General features: G+C 30.9%; 20 protein-coding genes. 9 read left to right on the forward strand and 11 right to left on the reverse strand.

The features are described from left to right. Positions 1–27: 27 nt before the first annotated feature. Positions 28–1,683, reverse strand: a complete 1,656-nt coding sequence (locus EU98_RS07625; protein WP_032515065.1) for an ABC1 kinase family protein — start codon at positions 1,681–1,683, stop codon at positions 28–30. Positions 1,684–1,747: 64 nt separating this feature from the next. On the opposite strand from EU98_RS07625, the gene EU98_RS07620 reads away from it, so the two are divergent. Continuing rightward, entirely contained in the window at positions 1,748–3,139 is a 1,392-nt protein-coding gene (locus tag EU98_RS07620; RefSeq protein WP_032515066.1) for an aminotransferase class I/II-fold pyridoxal phosphate-dependent enzyme, read from the forward strand. 15 nt (positions 3,140–3,154) lie between these two features. Next, entirely contained in the window at positions 3,155–4,012 is an 858-nt protein-coding gene (locus tag EU98_RS07615) for a phosphatidate cytidylyltransferase (RefSeq protein WP_032515067.1), read from the forward strand. Positions 4,013–4,024: 12 nt separating this feature from the next. On the opposite strand, the gene EU98_RS07610 is transcribed toward EU98_RS07615, so the two are convergent. The 4 genes from EU98_RS07610 to rimI form a co-directional block, all read right to left on the reverse strand. Then, positions 4,025–4,924 (reverse strand): alpha/beta fold hydrolase, encoded by a 900-nt coding sequence (locus EU98_RS07610; protein WP_032515107.1) that lies wholly within the window; start codon positions 4,922–4,924, stop codon positions 4,025–4,027. A 7-nt stretch (positions 4,925–4,931) separates the two neighbouring features. Further along, positions 4,932–6,023: an iron-containing alcohol dehydrogenase gene (locus tag EU98_RS07605; protein ID WP_032515068.1), complete on the reverse strand. Its 1,092-nt coding sequence runs from the start codon at positions 6,021–6,023 to the stop codon at positions 4,932–4,934. A gap of 15 nt (positions 6,024–6,038) precedes the next feature. Next, a complete protein-coding gene (locus EU98_RS07600; protein WP_032515069.1) occupies positions 6,039–8,564 on the reverse strand; it encodes an ATP-dependent Clp protease ATP-binding subunit in 2,526 nt (841 codons plus the stop codon). Between the two features lie 179 nt (positions 8,565–8,743). After that, on the reverse strand, positions 8,744–9,184 hold the full coding sequence (gene rimI, locus EU98_RS07595) for a ribosomal protein S18-alanine N-acetyltransferase (protein WP_032515070.1): 441 nt from the start codon (positions 9,182–9,184) through the stop codon (positions 8,744–8,746). Positions 9,185–9,272: 88 nt separating this feature from the next. Here rimI and lysA point away from each other — a divergent pair, with 88 nt between their 5' ends. From lysA to EU98_RS07565, 6 genes are read left to right on the forward strand one after another with little or no spacing between them, the layout of a single operon-like run. Beyond that, a complete protein-coding gene (lysA, locus tag EU98_RS07590; protein WP_032515071.1) occupies positions 9,273–10,646 on the forward strand; it encodes a diaminopimelate decarboxylase in 1,374 nt (457 codons plus the stop codon). 28 nt (positions 10,647–10,674) lie between these two features. Then, entirely contained in the window at positions 10,675–11,583 is a 909-nt protein-coding gene (gene cdaA, locus EU98_RS07585) for a diadenylate cyclase CdaA (RefSeq protein ID WP_032515072.1), read from the forward strand. Between the two features lie 3 nt (positions 11,584–11,586). Then, entirely contained in the window at positions 11,587–12,390 is an 804-nt protein-coding gene (locus EU98_RS07580) for an isoprenyl transferase (protein ID WP_032515073.1), read from the forward strand. A 5-nt stretch (positions 12,391–12,395) separates the two neighbouring features. Next, positions 12,396–13,403 carry a biotin synthase BioB gene (bioB, locus tag EU98_RS07575; RefSeq protein ID WP_032515074.1) on the forward strand — a complete coding sequence of 336 codons (1,008 nt, stop codon included), beginning with the start codon at positions 12,396–12,398 and terminating at the stop codon, positions 13,401–13,403. Then, on the forward strand, positions 13,400–14,332 hold the full coding sequence (locus EU98_RS07570) for a rhodanese-related sulfurtransferase (protein ID WP_032515075.1): 933 nt from the start codon (positions 13,400–13,402) through the stop codon (positions 14,330–14,332). The genes bioB and EU98_RS07570 overlap by 4 nt, the downstream gene beginning before the upstream one ends. 11 nt (positions 14,333–14,343) lie before the next feature. Next, entirely contained in the window at positions 14,344–14,844 is a 501-nt protein-coding gene (locus tag EU98_RS07565; protein WP_032515076.1) for a hypothetical protein, read from the forward strand. On the opposite strand, the gene lipA is transcribed toward EU98_RS07565, so the two are convergent. Both lipA and recR read right to left on the reverse strand, forming a co-directional pair. After that, positions 14,841–15,740, reverse strand: coding sequence for a lipoyl synthase (lipA, locus tag EU98_RS07560; protein WP_032515077.1), 900 nt, complete (start codon positions 15,738–15,740; stop codon positions 14,841–14,843). The two genes, EU98_RS07565 and lipA, sit on opposite strands and share 4 nt — an antisense overlap. A gap of 3 nt (positions 15,741–15,743) precedes the next feature. Then, positions 15,744–16,343, reverse strand: coding sequence for a recombination mediator RecR (recR, locus tag EU98_RS07555; protein WP_032515078.1), 600 nt, complete (start codon positions 16,341–16,343; stop codon positions 15,744–15,746). Positions 16,344–16,446: 103 nt separating this feature from the next. On the opposite strand from recR, the gene psbP reads away from it, so the two are divergent. Next, positions 16,447–17,004, forward strand: coding sequence for a photosystem II reaction center PsbP (psbP, locus tag EU98_RS07550; protein ID WP_032515079.1), 558 nt, complete (start codon positions 16,447–16,449; stop codon positions 17,002–17,004). 15 nt (positions 17,005–17,019) lie between these two features. On the opposite strand, the gene EU98_RS07545 is transcribed toward psbP, so the two are convergent. The 4 genes from EU98_RS07545 to EU98_RS07535 form a co-directional block, all read right to left on the reverse strand. Then, the gene (locus EU98_RS07545; protein WP_032515080.1) at positions 17,020–18,789 is read right to left on the reverse strand and encodes an ABC transporter ATP-binding protein; all 1,770 of its coding nucleotides are present in this window, start codon (positions 18,787–18,789) and stop codon (positions 17,020–17,022) included. A gap of 10 nt (positions 18,790–18,799) precedes the next feature. After that, positions 18,800–18,955: a hypothetical protein gene (locus EU98_RS10080; protein WP_241466372.1), complete on the reverse strand. Its 156-nt coding sequence runs from the start codon at positions 18,953–18,955 to the stop codon at positions 18,800–18,802. Between the two features lie 147 nt (positions 18,956–19,102). Further along, entirely contained in the window at positions 19,103–20,884 is a 1,782-nt protein-coding gene (locus EU98_RS07540; protein WP_032515082.1) for a DEAD/DEAH box helicase, read from the reverse strand. Positions 20,885–21,021: 137 nt separating this feature from the next. Further along, entirely contained in the window at positions 21,022–22,725 is a 1,704-nt protein-coding gene (locus EU98_RS07535) for an AAA family ATPase (RefSeq protein WP_032515083.1), read from the reverse strand.

Below are 22,725 nucleotides of genomic sequence, written 5' to 3' on the forward strand. Positions count from 1 at the left end.
CATAAGTAAGTTAATTAGATATAAAAACTAGACTGTAGAGATAATATTTTGTACTGCACTTTTTGCAATATTCAGAGGGCTAAAAGTATCTCTAATTAAAGCTAAGAGCTTTTTTGCATCATTTAATTCTAATTTTTCATCTTTTATAAGACTTAAAAGAAGATTCTTCCTAACTTCGGATCCTTTTTTACTGACAAATAATTTCAATCCAGCATTCGCAACTGGTATGAGATCTGAATTAATATTCTCTGAATCTCTAAATAAAATGTTTAATAAACTTTCAACTTTTTCTATTTGAATATGACCTTTTTTATCAAAAACGACTTCTATAAGTATGTCTAAAATCTCTTCAGAATTATCAGTCAGGAGTTTTTTAGCAATATATGGATAAGCTATTTTTAAAATTTTAAATTCAGGATCTAACCTTAGTGCTAAACCTTCTTGACTAACAACGGCTCTTATTATTAAGGCAAACCTACTGGGAACTCTGAAGGGATAGGAATACATTAGTTTTGAGAATTTGTCAGTTACATTTTTAAGATTAAAATTACCAACCTCAGCGCCAAAAGATCCTCCCAGAACTTCTTTTAATGGTTCAACAAGTTTTTGAAGATCTTGCTCTTTGGTTAAAAAACCTAATTTCTGAAAATCTTCTGCAAGAAGATAATATTCTTCGTTTATTATGTGAACAATTGCCTTAATAAGAGTAAGTCTATCTGAATTTGTGATTGTATCCATCATTCCGAAATCAACATAAGCTAAATTCCCACAATCTGAATTGCCTCCTTTTAGAGCAAACATATTTCCAGGATGTGGGTCTGCATGAAAATATCCAAATTCAAATAATTGCTGAAGACCACTAATGACACATGTTTTTATAAACGATGCAGGTATTAAGTTATTTTCCTCCAGTAAAGCTCGATCTCTTAACTTAACTCCATCAATCCAAGAAGTTGTGATTACCCTTTTGGATGAAAACTGTTTTTCTAGTTTAGGGATAAATATATTTGGGTTTTCTTTAAATAAATTTGCAAACTTCAAGGCATTTTCGGCCTCTTTTTCATAGTCAATTTCATCAAAAAGTGCATTACCGAATTCATCAATTATTTCTCCAATTCCAACACCTATATTTAATGGTAAGAGTGGTGATAAAAAACTTCCTAAAAACCTTAAGATTACAACGTCCCTTCTTATGAGAAAGTACAAATTTGGCCGCTGTACTTTCACCGCTAAATAAGAATTATTTATCTTTGCTTTATAAACTTGACCTAAACTTGCTGAAGCAATAGGTCTATCTGGAAACTCTTCAAATAATTCATTAGCTGGTGATCCAAGTTCCTCCTCAATGATTTTTAAAGCAATTTTGTGGTCAAATGCAGGGAGATTATCTTGTAAGTTTGTAAGTTCTGTAAGCCAATCTTGTCTAACAAGATCTGGCCTAGTTGAGAGTGCTTGGCCTAATTTGATAAAACAAGGTCCTAAATCTGTTATTACATCAAAAAGATATTTCGAGAGATTTTTTTGTACATTTTTATTTTTACTGTTACCTTGAAAAAGTATTCTTAAAAAAAGAAAAATAAAAGTTAAAAGGATATATAAAACTCTTGGGATAAAAATCCATGGTCTCAAAATCAACCAAAGTAAGTCATCTTTTGCTGAATATTTCGAATAAGATCTTTTCATTAAAGTTAAAAAAATCAAAAAAAGATTGCCATGTAGTCCATTCTATATATGTCAATAATACTTTATGAGCATTTCATCTTTTCTTACTAAAAAGTTTTTAAAGTCTTTATTCTTTCCCGCTCATAACAGAGGGGCAGCTTTACCAAAGAAATTAGTAAAGCTATTAAAAAATCACCCTGGGTATTGGGACTTGCCCGAGCTACCAGAGATAGGTTCACCACTATCCCAAAGCGGATTAATTGCTAAATCTCAAAGAGAATTCTCTGACAAATTTGGGGCTAAAGGATGTTTTTTTGGAGTTAATGGGGCTTCGGGATTAATACAATCAGCAGTAATTTCAATGGCAAATCCAGGCGAAAATATCCTGATGCCTAGAAATGTTCACATAAGTGTTATAAAAATCTGTGCGATGCAGAATATAAATCCAATATTTTTTGATCTAGAATTTTCAACCGTTACGGGACATTACAAACCAATTACAAAAATTTGGTTGGACAACGTATTTAAAAAATTAAATTTTGATGAGAATAAAATTGCAGGGGTGATTCTTGTAAATCCCTCTTATCATGGTTATGCCGGAGATTTAGAGCCTTTAATAGATTGTTGCCATCAAAAAAATTTACCTGTTTTAGTTGATGAAGCCCATGGTTCATATTTCCTTTTTTGTGAAAACCTTAATTTACCAAAACCCGCCTTATCATCAAACGCTGATTTAGTCGTTAATTCATTACATAAGTCGCTCAATGGATTAACTCAAACGGCGGCACTTTGGTACAAAGGGAATTTAATAAATGAAGGCAATTTAATCAAAAGTATAAATTTGTTGCAAACTACTAGTCCAAGTTCCTTATTACTTTCTTCTTGTGAAGAGTCTATTAGGGACTGGCTTAATAAAAAAAGTTTATCAAAATATCAAAAAAGAATTTTAGAGGCAAAAATTATTTACAAAAAATTAATTCAAAAAAATATTCCTCTCATAGAAACTCAAGATCCCTTGAAAATTGTATTAAATACCTCCAAGGCTGGGATTGATGGTTTTACTGCTGATAAATTTTTTTATAGAAATGGCCTTATTGCTGAATTGCCAGAAATGATGACTCTCACTTTTTGCCTAGGATTTGGTAATCAAAAAGATTTTCTTAATTTATTTGAAAAGTTATGGAAAAAATTACTATTAAATTCCAAAAAATCAAAAAGTTTAGAAGTACTTAAATCGCCCTTTAAATTTATTCAAGCCCCCGAAATCGAAATTGGAATTGCTTGGAGAAGTGAGACTAAGAGTATTCCTTTCTCAGAATCATTGAATAAAGTATCCGGAGATATTATTTGCCCTTATCCTCCAGGGATACCTTTACTAGTTCCTGGAGAAAAAATTGATTTAGATAGGTTTAATTGGATAAATAATCAAAGTTTATGTAACAAAGATCTGGTAAATTTTAATATAAAGGTCTTATAAACATAGCAATTTCATATGAGATTAAAAAGCGGATTGATTATAGGAATTTTTGGTTTAATTGTTGTTTTGTTGGGGGGATGGTTTTTTACATTAGCAACTGCGTTGCTTACATATTTAGCATTATTAGAATTTTTTAGAATGGCAGAATTCAAAGGAATAAGACCAGCTACAAAAACCACATTATTTTCATCCTTTATTATTATAGTATCTACTTATCTTGAGACCATTGGTGTGCTTGAAGGAGAAATTTCAAATTCAATTTTGCCCATCTGTTCAGTTGGGATATGTACTTGGTTACTTTTGCAACCAAAACCTGGGACGATTTCAGATATCGCAGCATCTATTTTTGGATTATTCTATTTAGGTTTTTTACCTAGTTACTGGATTAAGTTAAGGGGATTAGATTCAGTGATAATAGGCTCAAATCAGGGTTTTATGTCTCTTGAGAACTTATCAAATACTACGGGTCTACATTTAACTTTAACTTCTTGTTTTTTAATTGTGGCTAGTGATATTGGTTCTTATTTTATTGGGAAGTCATTTGGTAAAACATCTCTTTCTCCAATATCTCCGAGCAAAACTATAGAAGGTTTAATTGGAGGAATATCCTGTTCAATTTTACTAGCAATATTTTTCGCATTTTTAATGAATTGGGAAAACCCATTAATTGTTGGAATAATTTATGGAATTTCAATTTCTCTTATGGCATTAGTTGGAGATTTAATTGAATCTATGATGAAGAGAGATGCAAAAATAAAAGATTCCGGAACTTTTTTGCCCGGACATGGAGGGATTCTTGACAGAATTGACAGTTACATCTTTACTCCATCTGTTTTGTATTATATTTTTATAATTCTCAAGTATCTAAATTAATTAAGAAATCTTTTATTCCAAAAAATAATCTTGGATAATTTTACTAGATAATGATGGAAGATCTATATGCGGAAGATGACCACAATTTTGTAACCCTACAAAATTTAATTTTTCAATATTTCCTATTTTTTTAAGCTCTTTTTTTCCAAGAATTCGATCATTTTCTCCACATAATGTTTTGATTGGTATATTTTGGATATATTTTTGAGTTCCTGCAAACCCACCACTTTTTGCAAATGATGCAAGTGAATTCCTCCATCCTTTACAACCTAGATGAATTGAAGCAATTTGCTCTTCCATCTTACCAACGCATTCATCTGGAAAAGCAAATGCTTGCCTACAAAGACTTTTTCTGACCTGAGGCAATCCAAGAAATGAGGCGCCAATTTGGTTAAGAGGAAAAGGGACACTCTTAGGTTCTCCAAATAATCCGGCTGGGGACAAAAGGATAATTTTATCAATAGAATCAGGAATTTCATAAGCAAGTTTTAAAGCTGATGAGCCTCCCATAGAGGCACCTATAATTTTTAGATTCTTTGTTATTTTTAATGTCTTAAGGAGATCAATTAAATGCGAAATTATTTTCGAGGAATTGTATTCATTTGTTGCGCACCTCGGACTAAAACCAAAACCCAAAAGATCAGGAACGATAACTTTAAAATTTCTTTTTAGTGATTTATATATTCTTCTGAATTCTAAAAAACTACTATCAAAGCCATGTAGAAGAAGTATAGGTTGACCTTTTCCTCCGATAACTACTGGAAATTTTAAGGAGTTCCAATTTTGGTTGAGTTTTATCCACTTAACATCATTTGCCAAATAAAGACCTAAAGGATCTAATAGTGACAATTTGGCACTTTCGAAAAATTCTGCATTTAAATCACTTAGTTGTTCAAAATTGTTTTTAGTCAAAAAATATTTATGTTTTAATTTTTTGTTGTTCAAAATTTGAAATAACCTCTATTATGTCTCGTTTATTAATTTCAAAAGGCAAAAAGTGAATCTCAGATTTATCTCGAAAAGTAAAATCGGCAATTTTCTCTAGATTATTATTTTCAAAAACATTTATTCCAAGTTGTCCGATAGTAGTTGGCAAATTCAATTCTTTCATAAGTACAAATAATTGTTTAATTGATTGATCAGCTAATTTATTATTATTTTTCATTTCTTCTAGTCTTAATTGCAATAATAATCCAACCCCAACAATCTCACCATGTAAGAATTTATTAGGGGTGATTATCTGAGTAATTGCATTATGAATAGCATGTGCTGCTGCTGTCCTACATTTTTCTCCACCAATACCACCAACTAATCCTGCTGTAAGTCCACATGCCTCTACAGTATTTTGCCAAGATGGATTATTTTCAAATTGCCCCTTAAATGCTTTTCCTCCATCTATTAATAGTTGATCTCTTAAAACTCTGGATATCTGAATTGCTTGTTGAACAAGGCCATCATTTATTTTTGAACTTGTTACTGAGGATTCGTACCATTTTGCCAAGGCATCTGCTATGCCACTTGCTAGAGTTCTTGATGGAGCTGTTTGAATAAATTTATGATCAAAAACTAGTATTTTCGGGCAAGATCCTAATGCAACATCTTTTATAAATTGACCATCCTTTGTATAAATATTCGATAAGGCTGTCCAACCAGCACATGTAGAGGCGCTAAGGGGAACTGTAATACAAGGGATATTAAGAGACTCGGCTATATATTTTCCAGAATCTAGAACTTTGCCTCCTCCAGCCGCTATAACACAATCATTATTATTATTTGAAATAATATTCTTAACTCTTGAAATATCTTCGTAACAACAATCAAATTGTAAATTAGCAGAATTTACATTGAGTTTTTGATTTTTTAAATCATTAAAAATATTATTTCTCAAATTATTCGTTTGAATACCTCTACCTAAAATTAATGGACTTTTAGTTAATTTAGTAATTTGAGGTAAAGATTTTTCCCAAGCAGAATTTCCCCTGTATATAGTTTCTGGAGAGATAGACTGCATATTTACTTTGAAAGATTAGAAGTTAGCACCTGCTAATTCTTGAGAAGATTCTTCAGAAGAAATATTTATTGTAACTTTTTTATTATCATCTATGTCAACTAAAGCATTATCTCCATCTTTTATTCTCCCAGAAAGAACTTCTTCAGCCAAACTATCTTCTAGTAAGCGCATAACTGCCCTTCTCAAAGGTCTTGCTCCGTAAGAAGGATTGTAACCTTCTTCAACGAGTCTTTCTTTGAAAGCATCGGTGACATTTAATTTAATACCTTTATCCTGTAGTCGGACAAAAACTTCTTGCAACATTATTTCAGCAATTTCTTTAACTTCATTTTTAGTTAATTGTCTGAATACAATTATTTCATCAAGTCTATTTAAAAATTCAGGCCTAAAGTATTGCTTAAGTTCTTCATTAACTAGTGATTTAATTCTGTTATATTGGCTATCTTCAACTGAATCACCTGAGAATTCGAATCCTAGTCCGCCCCCACCTTTCTCAATTACTTTTGAACCGATATTAGAGGTCATTATTAACAATGTATTTTTAAAATCTACAGTTCTACCTTTGGAGTCAGTTAGTCTTCCGTCTTCAAGTAGTTGCAATAATAAGTTGAAAACATCTGGATGCGCCTTTTCAACCTCATCAAATAAAACAACAGTATAAGGACGTCTTCTAACAGCTTCAGTAAGCTGACCACCTTCATTAAAACCAACATAACCAGGAGGTGAGCCTATAAGTTTACTGACTGTATGTCTTTCCATAAATTCTGACATATCTAATCTAATCATTGCTTCTTCACTACCGAAGAAATATGAAGCCAATGATTTAGTCAATTCAGTTTTACCAACACCGGTAGGACCAGAAAAGATAAAACTTGCTATTGGTCTATTAGGATTTTTTAATCCAACTCTTGCTCTTCTTATGGCTCTTGAGACAGCCTTTACAGCTTCATCTTGTCCAATTAGCCTTTGGTGAAGTGTTTCCTCCATATTAAGAAGCTTGACTGATTCAGTTTCTGTTAATTTCTGAACAGGAACGCCTGTCCATGAAGCGACAATATGAGCTACATCCTCTTCGCTAACAAGGGGGCTTTGTAAAAGTTTTGAATCACTTTTTACAGAATTATCAGCGTCAGCTTGATCTTCAGCTATAGATTCTTTTTTATTGTCCAAAACCTCTTTAATTTTTGCAGACAATTCCATCTCTTTTTCGCGTAATTGGCCAGCTTGATCGAAATTTTGGTCTCTTACGGATTCTTCCTTCTGTTTTTGGACTTGTCTTAGCTCCCTATCTATTTGTTTTGCTTCAGGCGGAAGCTTAGAGTTTATTAAACGTACTCTACTTCCTGCCTCGTCAATGAGGTCAATAGCCTTATCAGGTAAAAACCTGTCAGATATGTAACGATCTCCTAAATGTGCGGCGGCCTCAAGCGCATCATCAGTAATTTTTAGACGATGATGTTGTTCGTAACGCTCTCTAAGACCTTTTAAAATTTCGATTGTATCTTCTATAGATGGCTCCCCTACCATTACAGGCTGGAATCTTCTTTCTAGAGCAGCATCTCTTTCGATATGTTTTCTATATTCATCTAGAGTTGTTGCTCCAATACATTGGAGTTCCCCTCTAGCTAATGCTGGCTTTAGTATATTTGCTGCATCTATAGCTCCTTCAGCAGCTCCAGCACCAATTAAAGTATGCACTTCATCTATAACAAGAATGACGTTACCTGCTGATTTAATTTCTTCCATAATTTTTTTTAACCTTTCTTCAAATTCACCTCTATATTTTGTTCCTGCCACCAAAAGACCTATATCAAGAGTCAAAACTCTTTTATCTTCAAGTATGTCTGGGATATCCCCTGTTTGTATTCTTTGAGCTAGACCTTCTGCTATAGCTGTTTTGCCTACACCTGGCTCCCCAATAAGAACAGGATTATTTTTTGTCCTCCTACCAAGTATTTGGACTACACGATCTATTTCTGAATGGCGTCCAACGACTGGATCTAATTTTGACTCACTCGCTAACTTTGTTAAATTTGTTCCGAATTCATCAAGAGTAGCAGTTTTTAAGTTACCCTTAGTTGTACTAGTACCTGTGCCAACTTCGGCGGTTTCACCAAGCATCCTTATAACTTGAGTTCTAACTTTTGTAAGGTCAATATTAAGATTTTCAAGAACTCTTGCAGCCACACCTTCACCTTCTCTTATTAGACCCAACAATAAATGTTCTGTACCAATGTAATTGTGGCCAAGTTGACGAGCCTCTTCTAGAGATAGTTCTAAAACTCTTTTAGCCCTGGGAGTAAAAGGTATTTCTACAGCAACAAACCCTGAACCTCTACCTATTATCTTTTCAACTTCTATCCTTGAATCTTTTAAATTAACTCCAAGTGATTTAAGTACTTTCGCTGCGACACCAGTTCCTTCTCCAATCAACCCCAAAAGAATTTGTTCTGTTCCAACAAAATTATGACCAAGTCTTCTAGCTTCCTCTTGAGCAAGCATAATGACTTTTATAGCTTTTTCTGTAAATCTTTCAAACATTAGAAGATTAAATTCCTATTAATAACCTACCAGTAATATGTCAATTTTGTGTTCAGAATGAGCTTTTGTGAATACCCAAAAGTATAATTTATCGAATTAAATTTAAATTTTTTAGTGATATGACAAGAAATTATAGTAATTTCAGGGATTATGGTTATCCGAACATTTAAATTTTTACATTATTTTGTTGTTAATTTTTTTTCTTTTAAAAGAGCATTTGAACCATCTTTATAATAATTTTTTCTTATTCCCACAGTAGAAAAATCAAAGCGACTATAAAATCTTTCAGCAGTAAAATTGCTCTGAGAAACCTCCAATAGTAATTTCTTTAAATTTAATTTTTCACATTTTTTTATTAAATAGCTCATAAGATAAGATCCAAATCCCTTTTTTCTAAATTTCTTATTTACAACAAAATAATTTATTTGAGCTTCATCAAGAACAACTTGAAAAACACATATACCAATGACTAAATTTTTAATTAATAACCCCAAGATTTTTGTGTCATCTTTTTTGAATTCGTTAGCCCATTGTTCTTTACTCCATAGACAAATCGTATTTGAATCCAATTGATAACATAAATCAATATCTTTCTTATTTATTTGTTTAATAGATATCATTTATTATGTATTTATATTTATAAAATTCAAATCTATAGTCATTATAAAATATGACAGTTTTGACTAAGGCTTTATTCGAAGTTCTCCCATGGAAGAAAAACAATCTTTTTTAAAACAAAAAATTGACTTGGAAAGTCCTAACAGAAATATTATGCCCATTACTACATCCATTGAAAGAGATGGGAAATTGTCAGTTGGTGGATGTTCTATTGAAGAACTAGTTAAAAAATATGATTCTCCTCTTTATATCCTGGATGAAATCACTTTAAGAAATTCTTGTAAAGCGTACAAAAAAGCATTAGACAAATATTACCCAGGAAAATCCTTGCCCATTTATGCCTCTAAGGCAAATAGTTCCATTTTCATGAGTAGTCTTGTTTCCTCGGAAGGTTTAGGACTTGATGCTGTTTCAGAAGGAGAACTATTAACTGCTATTAAAGGTGGGGTTCCAAATGAAAAAATTGTTTTTCATGGTAACAACAAATCAGACAAAGAATTAGAATTCGCAGTTAGAAATAATATTAAAGTTATTGTAGATAATGATTACGACTTAGAAAGATTAGATGAGATCTCAAATTCATTTAATCATGATTTAGAAATAATGATTCGCTTTACTCCTGGGATAGAATGCCATACACATGAATATATTAGAACTGGATCATTCGATAGCAAATTTGGTTTCGGAATAGAATATTTAAATACTCTATTTAACAGAATCAGCAATACAACGCACCTAAAATTAAAAGGCTTACATGCTCATATTGGTTCACAGATTTTTGAACTTGACCCTCACAAGGATCTGGGAGAAATAATGGTAAAAGTTATCTTAGACGCCAAAAAATTTGGTCATGATATTGAGGAACTAAATGTTGGAGGGGGTTTAGGTATCAGGTATACAGAAAGTGATGATCCCCCTTCAATTGATGAATGGGTAAAAACAATTTCTTATTCCGTTGTTGAAGCTTGTAAAAAAAACAACTTAGATTTTCCCACATTAATGTGCGAACCAGGTAGATCTATTGTTTCTACAGCAGGTATAACCATTTACAAAATTGGGGCTTTTAAAGAAATTCCTGGTATCAGAACATATTTATCTGTTGATGGTGGTATGAGTGATAATCCAAGACCCATTACATATCAATCAAATTATTCTGCATGTTTAGTAAGTAATCCATTTAATATTAATTCCAAAAATAAATATACTATTGCTGGTAAGCACTGCGAATCGGGAGATGTTTTGTTTAAAGAAATTGAACTAGCAGAATGTAAAACGGGAGATCTTATATGTGTTTTCGGTACTGGTGCATATAATAATTCAATGAGTTCTAACTACAACAGAATTCCAAGACCTGCTGCTCTTTTAGTTAAAGATGGAGAGGCAGAAATTATTCAAAAAAGAGAAAGCCCATTGGATCTTTTAAAATATGACGTATTACCTGATCGCTTTATCAAACAAAATTAGGTACATTTAAATTAATTTTGTTTTTAGTGTGAATTTCTGGGGGATTATAAATTTAAAGCTTTTATTAGATGTCTTATTTGCTGTTGGTTTCGGACTATTATTATTCTCTAGAGTAAAAGAACAACGGACATTATGGCTTCTAAGAGGATATTTGTTTTTAGTATCATCCGCATGGTTTATTCAAAGATATGCATACTTACCACTTACATCAAAATTAATTGATGCTGCAGTCCTTGCTTGCTCTCTCTCATTAGCGATCCTTTGGCAAGGAGAGTTAAGAAGATTAATGGAATTACTAGGCACTGGGAGGCTAGCTGTATTACTAGGTAATCCACCAAAGGAATTTAGAGCTACTTCAACTACCATTACCCAGTTAGTTGATACTGCCGGTAAACTCTCTCAAAATAGAAGAGGTGCTTTAATCGTTGTAGATTTGGGGAGTGATTTAAGACCTGAAGATTTTTTATATTCAGGTACCAATATTGAGGCACAATTATCAACTGACCTTTTAATAAATCTTTTTGCTACAGATACGCCTTTACATGATGGAGCAGTTCTCGTGAAAGGAAATAAAATAATTTCTGCAGGCGTAATACTTCCTCTCTCAAGACAAGGAATAAGTAGATATGGCACAAGACATTTAGCAGCATTAGGTATTACAGAAAGATTTGACAGATGTATTTGTATTGTTGTTTCTGAAGAAACAGGTACATTATCATTAGCAAACCAAGGCAAACTTGAAAGGCCAATTACCAGCAGCAGGTTACAAGAACTTCTTGCAAAATTGATTGGGAATCAAAACTCTATGGGAGCAAATAAAGCATCTTTAAGTAAAAATGTTTCATCCCAAAAGAATGACTCGAGTGATAATATCATCAGTGGTATTAATAAAAAAGAGTCAGAAAAATCAGAAATTTTTATTAACAAAAAGGATTAACTAATGAATTTAGAAAAAGTAATAGACGATAAAATTTCTGACTTATTAGTGAAAATAGATAAGCAAAAATTGCCCAAGCATATAGCAATAATTATGGACGGCAATGGGAGATGGGCGACTAAAAAAGGTTTACCCCGATCATTTGGACATAAACAGGGCGTAAGTGTATTAAAAAAAATTCTCAAATCTGCAAAAAATTTAGGTTGTAAAGTAATTACTGTTTATGCTTTTTCAACTGAGAATTGGACAAGACCAACAAAAGAAGTTGATTTTCTTATAAATCTTTTTAGAGAAGTTTTAAAAAACGAAATTAAAGAAATACATGAAGAATCAACAAAAATAAAATTTATTGGAGATTTAACTCCTTTCCCCAAAAATTTGAGAGAAATAATATCTAGTTCAGAATCACTTACTAAAAACAACAATAAATTTTTATTCAATGTTTGTGTTAATTACGGAGGCAGACAAGAAATAGTAAAAGTTGCAAAAGAACTAGCAATAAAATCTTCTTCTGGAGAAATAAAACCAAGTGAAATTAATGAAGAATTATTTAATTCAGAGTTATTAACTAGAGGAATTAAGGATCCAGAATTACTAATAAGAACTAGTGGTGAAAAAAGGATAAGTAATTTTTTATTATGGCAATTAGCATATTCAGAAATTTATATATCTGACGTACTTTGGCCAGAGTTCAATGAGCATGAATTTCTTAAAGCAATAATTGATTACCAATCAAGAAATAGACGTTTCGGCGGTATAGAATCATTACCAAATGAATCTCTTGAAGATTCTCAATATATTTCCTAATAAAAATGGCTAATTCAAATAATCAGTTATTAAAAGAAATTAGGTTTGATTGGAATAAAGCGGAGATTTTAAAAATACTTAATATGCCTCTTATTGATTTAATGTGGGAATCACAAAACGTTCACAGGAAATTCAACAAATACGATATTCAATTAGCATCATTGCTCAGCGTAAAAACTGGTGGATGCGAGGAAAATTGTTCGTATTGTAGCCAATCAATTTATAGTGCTAGCGAAATCAAAAGTCATCCACAGTTTCAAGTTGAAGAGGTTTTAGCAAGAGCTAAAGTAGCAAAAAATGAGGGTGCTGATAGGTTTTGTATGGGTTGGGCATGGAGAGAAATTAGAGATGGGAAATCTTTTAATGCAATGTTGGAGATGGTTAGCGGTGTAAGAGATTTAGGGATGGAAGCATGCGTTACTGCTGGGATGCTTACAGAAGAACAAGCTTCCAAACTTGCTGATGCAGGCTTGACCGCGTATAACCACAATCTTGATACTAGTCCTGAGCATTATAAAAATATTATTACGACTAGAACTTATCAAGACAGACTAGAAACTATCAAAAGAGTAAGGAATGCAGGAATAAATGTTTGTTGTGGAGGAATAATAGGCTTGGGTGAAACTAATGGTGATAGAGCATCTCTATTGGAAGTGCTTTCAAACATGAATCCACACCCTGAAAGTGTTCCCATAAATTCATTAGTAGCTATTGAAGGCACTGATTTAGAAGATAATCAAGATATTGATTCTATTGAAATGATAAGGATGATCGCTACAGCAAGAATTCTTATGCCTAAAAGTAAAATAAGACTAAGTGCAGGGAGAGAAAAGCTCTCAAAAGAAGCCCAAATATTATGTTTTCAATGTGGGGCAAATTCAATTTTTTATGGAGATGAGTTACTCACAACTTCAAATCCATCTTTTCAATCAGACAGAAAACTTCTTAAAGAGGTTGGAGTATCATTTAACAAAGATTTTGAAACTTGTGAAAAAACATTATCTTCTTTATGAAAGGCAAAAATTATAAAATTGTTTCTCTTTACTCTTTCTTCCCATTTCAAGAAAACTTAATTCTTGATCTAAAAAATAAATTATTAGAAATCGAAAATGAAAACGATCTTTCAGGTTTATTTATCTTTGCTAGTGAAGGCATTAATGGAACTATTTGTGCTGAGAAAAATGTAATTGATATTGTTATCAATTTACTTAATAAATATACAGATAATAGAAATTTAAATATTAAAGTAAACTTTTCAAAAAACAAAGTCTTCAAAAAATTAAAAATAAAAATCAAGAAAGAAATAGTTACAATGGGTGTCCCTGAAATAAACCCTTCAGAAGATAATGGGAGCTATATTGACTCAGCTGATTGGAATAAGTTAATTAAAGATCAAAATACAATAATCATTGATACTAGAAATCATTATGAGGTGTCTATAGGAACATTTCAGAACTCTATAAACCCAAATACAAAAAATTTTAGCGAATTCCCCAAGTGGGTAGATGATCATTTAGATACCCATTTAGAAAATAAAGAGTCTACAAATATAGCAATGTTTTGTACCGGAGGAATAAGATGTGAAAAAGCTACTACTTTGCTGAAAAAGAAAGGTTATAAAAATATATATCATCTACAAGGGGGCATCCTTCAATACCTTGATGATAAATCAAAAGAAAAAAACTTATTTGAAGGTGAATGTTATGTTTTTGATAATAGAGTTGCTTTAGATCAAGAATTAGAAAAAGGCTCCTACTCCATTTGTCATGCATGTGGAATGCCCGTTTCAATTCAAGATCAAAAAAGAAAAGAATATAGAAAGGGTATCCAATGTCATTTCTGCATAGATCAATTCAGTGATGATGATAGGAAAAGGTTTGAGGAAAGACAAAAACAGATCGACAGATTAAAAGTTGCAAATCATAAAATCCATAAGAACTAATTTTCAAAATCATGAAGGTTGAAGAATTAGAAAAATTAGCAAGTAACATTGGATTATTAATTAAAATTCAAGTTAGAGAAACTCTCGGATTATGTTTCTTTAGAATAGTTATCGCAGAACAGAAAGATAACATCATTAAGATTTGGGCCGAAATGAAAGGTTGGACTTATTTAAATAAACAAGGTATTCAGCTTGATACATTAAGAATCCTTAGTAAGGCTCCTGCTTTTGTTTCTGAATTAATATGGGCAACAACTATGGCTTGGGCAATTGAAAAAAAATCTAGCAACAAAGCAAGACTTTTAGCTATTTTTGATAGTGAAGGATATAGCAAAAAACTTGTAAGATATTTCAAGTTAATAGGATTCAAAATTGTAAAAGAAGTTGGTTCTAGCCCAGTAGATCTTTTATTAAGATTGATTTGGGGAGGTGCAGGTACACTAATGAACGGGAATTGTATTTACATATTGAAAAAACTTGAAAAGAAACTTTCTTCAATTGATGAAATTTAACTCGCATGATAACTACTTCTAACTAAAGGGCCAGAAGATACTTTTTTAAATCCTAATTCCTTACTGAAGCGATATAAATATTCAAACTCTGATGGATCCCAATATTTCTTAACTGCCAAATGATTGAATGAGGGCCTTAAATATTGGCCAATTGTAATTTGATCACAATCTATTTCTTTAAGATCATAAATTAAATTTTTTATTTCATCCAATGTTTCACCAAGACCTAACATAATGCCTGATTTAGTTTGAATATGAGGAGCAATATCTTTTGACTTTTTTAATAAACTAAGAGATTTTTTGTAATTTGCACCCCTCCTAACTTCTTTCTGCAGTCTTTCAACAGTTTCAAGATTGTGATTAAAGCATATTGGATCTTTTTCTAAAATCATCTTCAATCTCTCAGTCTGAAGGTTATTAGTTTCATCAAAATTTTTGCCCCCGCCCCATAAATCAGGAGTTAAAACCTCTATTTTAATTGTTGAATCAATTTTTCTAATCTCATCAATTGTAGATATAAATAAATTTGCACCATGATCAGGGAGATCGTCTCTAGCTACAGATGTCAAAACAACATATTTCAAATTTAGTACTTTCACTGCTTCAGCGACTTGAGTACATTCATCAACATTGATAGAACTAGGTCTACCTTTATTTACCTGACAAAAAGCACATGAACGAGAACATATTGATCCACCAAGTAAGAAAGTAGCTGTTCCTGAGGCATAACATTCTGCTCTATTTGGACATCTTGCTTCTTCGCAAATAGTATGAATATTTGATTTTTTGATGAGTGTTTGTATTTTTTCGAATTCTGAAGCTTTACTAATAGGAAATTTAATCCAAGGGGGAAGTCTTAAGATTTTTTCTTTCTTAATTAAATTATTGTCCCTCATTGTCTAATTTAGTGTTGTTCTTCCTTCTAACGCCCTTGCAAGCGTAACTTCATCAACATATTCAAGTTCACTTCCCATTGGGAGGCCATATGCAATCCTCGTAACTTTAGTAAAAGGGGCTAACAATTTTCCAATATAAAGACTTGTCGTGTCTCCTTCAACACTGGGGGTCAATGCCAATATGATCTCATCTATTTCAGACTTACTAACTCTTTCTACCAAGCTTCTTATTTCTAAGAGTTCGGGGCCAACAGAATCCATTGGAGATATTAAACCACCAATAACATGGTAAACACCTTTAAATTCTCTGGCGCGCTCCAAAGCGAGCAAATCTTTAGTTTCTGCTACTACACAAATTAGTTTTTGATTTCTTTCAGTATTTTTACAGATTTCACATTCATCTTCTGAAGTCAAATTGAAACATTTTTTGCAACGACCAACATTACTATGTGCTTCTAACAGAGCCTTTGAAAAATCTTTTATTGTACTTTCAGGTTGTTTTAAAATAAACAGGGCTAATCGTTGCGCTGTTCTTGGACCAATCCCTGGGAATTTCTCAAAATGACCAATTAATTTTGAAAGCGGTTTGGTATAAGTAATCAAAATTAAACTATTTCTAGGGATAATTTAGACGCAAAATTCTGAATTGCCATAATTGTTTGCTTTTAATGTCTTATTATGTTTTCAGTTAGTAATTTCAAACAAAATGAAACATATTAAATTTAACCCTTTCAAATATTTATTTTTAATTTTTTTGTGTTTAACACTTAGTGCTTGTAGCGGCGGACTAAATGCGGGATTAGAAGCTTATCAAAGTCCAGATGGAAGATATGCCTTTTTGTATCCAACAGGATGGACCAGAGTAAAAGTCGATGGAGGGCCTGAAATTATTTATCATGATCTAATAAATAGTAATGAGACATTAAGTTTAGTTATTTCTGATGTTAATAAAGAGGTTCAATTAGAGCAATTAGGAAGCCCAAGTGAAGTAGGTCAAACATTAATTGATAAAGTTATTGCTCCCGAAGGTTCAGGTAGAGAGGTAAAACTTATAAATACCAATAAGAGGGAGGCATCCAATCATATTTTTTATGATTTAGAATATGAATTAAATCTAAATGAAAAGGCCAGACACGAATTAGCTACTGTGGTAATTGATAGAGGAACACTTTACACTTTCGCTGTCGGAACAAATGAAGAGAGATGGAATAAAGTTGACGGTATGTTTAGTAATGTAATTGAATCATTTAACTTTTTAATATAGTTTAGAAATTCCATACTAGATTCCTACTTGAACATTCCATAAATCAGCATATATTTTGTTCTGATCTAATAATTTTTCATGTTTTCCTGTTTCAACTATTTTACCTTTATCAATAACAACAATATTATCCGCAGTTTTAATAGTGCTTAATCTATGAGCTATTACTATTGTTGTTCTTTTTTTGGTGATTTTAGATAATGACTTTTGAATTAAAGCTTCTGTTTCATTATCAACTGAGGCCGTAGCTTCATCTAATATTAATATTGGAGCATCCTTTAAAACAGCTCTCGCCAAGGCAATTCTTTGACGTTGGCCCCCTGAGAGCCTTTGCCCCCTTTCCCCCACTATAGTTTTATAACCATCCGGCAATTGTTCAATAAATTTATGAGCTTCCGCAATCTTAGAGGCTTTAATGATATCTTTGAGACCTGGGTTGATTGAGCCATAAGCAATATTTTCTTGTACACTGCCATGAAATAAATAAGTTTCTTGACTTACTAAAGAAATAGACTTTCTTAGATCCCTCAAATTTATTTCTTTAATAGAAACTCCATCCAAGGTTATTGACCCATTGTTACTATCATAAATCCTAAGGAGTAATTTTATTATTGTACTTTTCCCAGAACCTGTTAAACCAACGATTCCTAATGTTGAGTTATTTTCAATTTTGAAATTTATGTTTTTTAAAGTTAAATCTCGTCCAGGATAATTAAAATTTACATTATTAAAAATAATTTCTCCTCTGATATCTTTAGGTTCAATTTTTATTTTTCCATCTTTTATTTTTATAGGCGTATCTATGAGATCAATTACCCTATTTATTGAAGCCATAGATCTCTGAAAATCATCTAAAACATGCCCCAAAGTAGTTAAAGGCCATAATAGTCTTTGTGTAATAAACACTAAAAAACTATAAGTTCCTACATCAAGTGTCTTATTCCAAGTTTGGAAACCTCCTATTAATAGAATCGCTATAAAAGCAAATAAGATTGCGAATCTTATAAGAGGGATAAAAGCAGAAGATAATTTTATTGCAGCCTTATTACTTCTTTGATAATCGAGACTTTCTTTATTTAATCTATTTAACTCCCATTTTTCTTTAGTAAAACTTTTTATTGTTAAAATTCCACTTAAATTATTATTAAGTCTTGATGCCAACAGTCCAGCTTTATTTCTTACATCTCTGTATTTTGGAGCAAGCTTCCTTTGAAATTTAATTGATCCTAAAAATATAATTGGAATAGGAAAGAAAGCAAATAAAGCAATTTTTGGAGCGACAAAAATCATGGTGCCCCCAATTATTAAGACAGTTATAAATAACTGAATAATCTGATTAGCCCCTTGGTCTAGAAATCTCTCTAGTTGATTTATATCATCATTCAAAATGGATAATAGCCTTCCTGTATTATCATTTTCAAAAAAATCCATATCTAATTCTTGGATATGCTCATAAGCTTTTATTCTTAATTTATGTTGGGATAGCTGAGCCAAATTTCTCCATAAAATCGAATATAAATATTCAAAGGAGGATTCACCAGACCAAACTATTCCGGAAGCAAATGCAAGGAAAATCAATTGTGCTGGAACTTCTTTTATACCAAAACCAGCAATCCATGAATTCTGTTCCTTTACAACGATATCAACTGCAAGACCTATTATTACTGGGGGAGCTAAATCTAATATTTTATTAATTATCGAACTAAGAAAAGCAAAAAATAGTAACCTTCTTTCTTCAATCAGATTTAAATAAAGTCTAATTATTGGATTTTGATTTTTAGAACTCATAAAATAACAATTAAATTTTTCTATTATGATTTAAATTTTCTCTAGTTTTTAATTTACATTTTGTTTTCGCATCTTGATGACTTGCATTTCGTTTAAATTCTTCGTAGTAACAATCACAAGTTTCATTCGCAATTTCATCACTATATAATATTTCTGCTTTCAACATCTCCTCTTTGACACTCTGAAGACAAAATAATTTTATTATTGAATTTTGTTGCGTTTGAGCTAAATAATAACTTTTAAAAGAGCTGAATAGTATTATCAGATTCACAAAAATATAGAATTTATATTTGCTAGCTTTCATTCTCTATACCTAGTTTCTGACTTTAATTTTTTTTAATTTATTTTTAGTTTCTCTATGCAGATCTCGGGGTAAATCTACCAAACTATAATCATTAAAAATCTGTATCTTTCCTATGGATCTACCATTTATATTAGTTGAATTGCAGATTGAGGATATAATATTTGCAACTCTAACCCCGTCAAATTTACCAAAGTTAAATTTATAGGTTTCAAAAGAATCATTTTGATAATTATTTCTTCTATTTGAATTTCTCATACGATTATTAATATTTCTATTTGATCTATTTCGATCAGTATTATTTTGTTTATGAATCCAAGAATCATCTTCATTAACAAAAAATGATTTATTACCTATTACTAAATTAATCGCCGCCATTGCAATATTTGAATCATCCATAGAATATTTTTCTTTTAAATTATCTAGTACATCAATAATCAAAGCTTTATTGTCTTCATTTTCATCTATAGCTAAAGAACTCTCATTAACATTCTCTATAAGTTTCTCCATCCTTTTTTCATTTATTATTTTATTACTCGGTATATTAATTTCTTCAATCTTAGTTCTTGTTGAGTTTTCTAAGTTTCTTAGAAAATGTTTTTCTCTTTGGTTAACAAATAAAATTGCTTCTCCTGATCTGCCAGCCCTGCCAGTCCTTCCAATTCTATGAGTATATGTTTCCTTATCAAAAGGGAAATCGTAATTAACAACAAGTTTAATCCTCTCAACATCTAATCCTCTAGCTGCGACATCAGTTGCAACAAGTATATTAATAAATCCTTTTTTTAATCTATCTACAGTATTTTCTCTTTGGTTTTGAGGTATATCTCCATTAAGTACTGCCACAGTATGACCTGAATTCTCTAGAGCTTCAGCTATTGAAGTAGTAAGTAGTTTTGTCCTCACAAAAATAATAACTCCCTCGTTATTAATTTCTAATATTCTTTTTAAGGCATCTAACTTATGATGCCTTTGTATATATATAAATTTTTGCGAAATTAATTGAGTTTCTTTTTTGATACTTTTGATTAATATTTCGGCGGGATCATTAAGATATTTTTTTGCTATATTTCTTATTTCATTAGGCATTGTTGCTGAAAATAACACCATTTGTTTATTTTCCGGAAGTTGATCTATTATCCATTCAATATCTTCAAGAAAACCCATATTTAACATTTCATCTGCCTCATCTAAAACAAGACAATTTATGTCTTTAGTTTTAAAAGTTCCCTGCCTGATATGATCCATTATTCGGCCAGGGGTCCCAACTACTACGTCAACTTTTCTTTTTAATGCAGAAATTTGATTTCGATAGTCAGTACCTCCATATATTGCAACCGTCTTAAAATTACTAGATTCTGAACTATAACTTTTAAAAGATTCTGCCACTTGAGTTGCTAATTCTCTTGTAGGAGTCATAACTAAAACCTTGGCATTTAATTCTTTATTATCTGCAAGTTTTTGTATTAATGGTAATGCGAAAGCTGCAGTCTTTCCTGTTCCTGTTTGTGCTTGGCCTAGTAAATCTCTGCCTAACATAAGTTCTGGAATTGCAGCTTTTTGGATGGGTGTTGGATTTTTATATCCTTTATTTCTTAACGAATTTAAGATCGATTGATTAAACCCAAAATCGAGAAATCCATTCTCATTACCATTTCCTTTCGATACTTCTAATGGTTGAGATTCAATTTCTTTTTTGTTCTCTAAGTTCTTTAACTCAAGCAGGGAGGCATCTTCATTCTGAGATTTTTCCTGCTCACCATGAAGAGAGTTACTATCTTTTTTTAAAGCCATTTTAAATGCCTAATAATCTTCTGATTAGGCATTCAACAAATATCTAAATTGACTTTAATTGTTGACTAGCCTTACAGAGCCGAATTATTAATCTAACATCTTGAGGTTAAGATCTTACAAATTTTTCAAAAATAAATTTAATTTAAATAATATATATTTAAAGATTTTTTCGCTCTTGTAACAGCAGTATAAAATAACCTTCTTTCAAAATTATCTCTGCAAAATATATTTTGATTTTCTTTTTTTTCTTTTACAGCATATTGTTTTCTTCTATAGTTTTGGGACCACAAAATATTTACTTTTTCAGATTCACTTCCTTGAGATTTATGAATAGTAATGGCTATTGCAGGTACAACATTTTCTAAATTAGATGGATCAATTAATGCGACAATTTCTTCGTTATTATCATTAAATTTTCTAAAAAGATATTTTCTTTTATTTTTTAAACCTATAAGTACTCCGATATCCCCATTTGACAATCCAAGTTCATTATTATTTTTTGTACACATGATCGGAACACCCTCTTTAAGAATTTTAAGGTCATAGGGTTTTTTTTGACCAAAAACAATTTCATTCAAATATTCAACACTCCATATTCCAGAATTTTTTTCGCATAAAATCAAGTGACTTTGTAAATCCAGAAATATCTTATCTACTAAATCTTTTTCATTAAGCAATAAATTATCAATACGCTCATCAAATATATATTTTTTTTTACTTAAATTTGAAGTTGAAATATTTAACTTTTTTAGATGACTTTTAATCGAAAATAATAGATCTTTTGGAATATCTTTTTCTCTACTCTTTGAAATAGTAATTTCATTTGAATTATTATCTTTCTCTAATTCTTTTATCTTTTGATTAAGTAAAGAAAAATCATTATTAAATATTAAACTACTAATTAATGCTATATCTCCAATATTTCTATAAGTTTTTTCTAAATTTACTACACAAGATTTAATTGAACTATTGTCGGAATATTCAAACAAATAATTCCATATAGAACAGTTATTTACTGGAGACAATTGATTTTTATCTCCAACTAAAATAATTTTACAGTCCTTTGCTAGTAAATTTAAAACTGATTCAATCAAATCAATATTAACCATTGACATTTCATCAATTATAAAAATATCAAGCTCTTTTAGTTTAAATTTCAACTTAAGAGATTTATTTTGAGAATTTAAAATCCATCTATGTAAAGTTTGAAATTCTATTTGGTCTAGAAATTTGCTAAAGGAAATATTTTTTTTATCATTAAGAGCTTCTTTTAAACGCGCTGTAGCTTTACCTGTTGGAGCAGACAAACCAATATTTAAAAAGTTATCAATTTGAAGGAGTTCTAGTATTAACTTTATTATTAGAGTAGTTTTACCAGTACCTGGTCCTCCTTGAAGGAAAACTAAATTCGAATTTTGAAATATATTTTTAATTTGTTCAATTTTATTATCATCTTTATAAATTATTGAGTTCATAAAATTATCGATATCTATTTTTTTTAGAAATGAATTAATAACTCTTTCTATCTTTTTTGACCATTTTGATAAGGATAATTTTCTATTTACTAATACGAATGGAGAATGAAGAGAACCAATCAAACCTATATTTTGTAGAACATCTATATGTTTATTGGGCCAGCCATCTTCTAATAATTCAAAGATTATTAAACTATTATCAACATCAATAATAGTTTCACCATTTTTTTCAAACTCTAATAAAATTCTTATTACATCTTTTACGAAATTTCCATATTTTTTTTCACTAAATTTGAAGATGCCTAATATTAAATTAAATATATGATCATATTGGAACTTTTCAATATCTTTAGTAGTTTTAGTCAT

It is taken from the genome of Prochlorococcus marinus str. MIT 9314 (assembly GCF_000760035.1).
Taxonomy (GTDB): Bacteria; Cyanobacteriota; Cyanobacteriia; order PCC-6307; family Cyanobiaceae; genus Prochlorococcus_A; species Prochlorococcus_A marinus_B.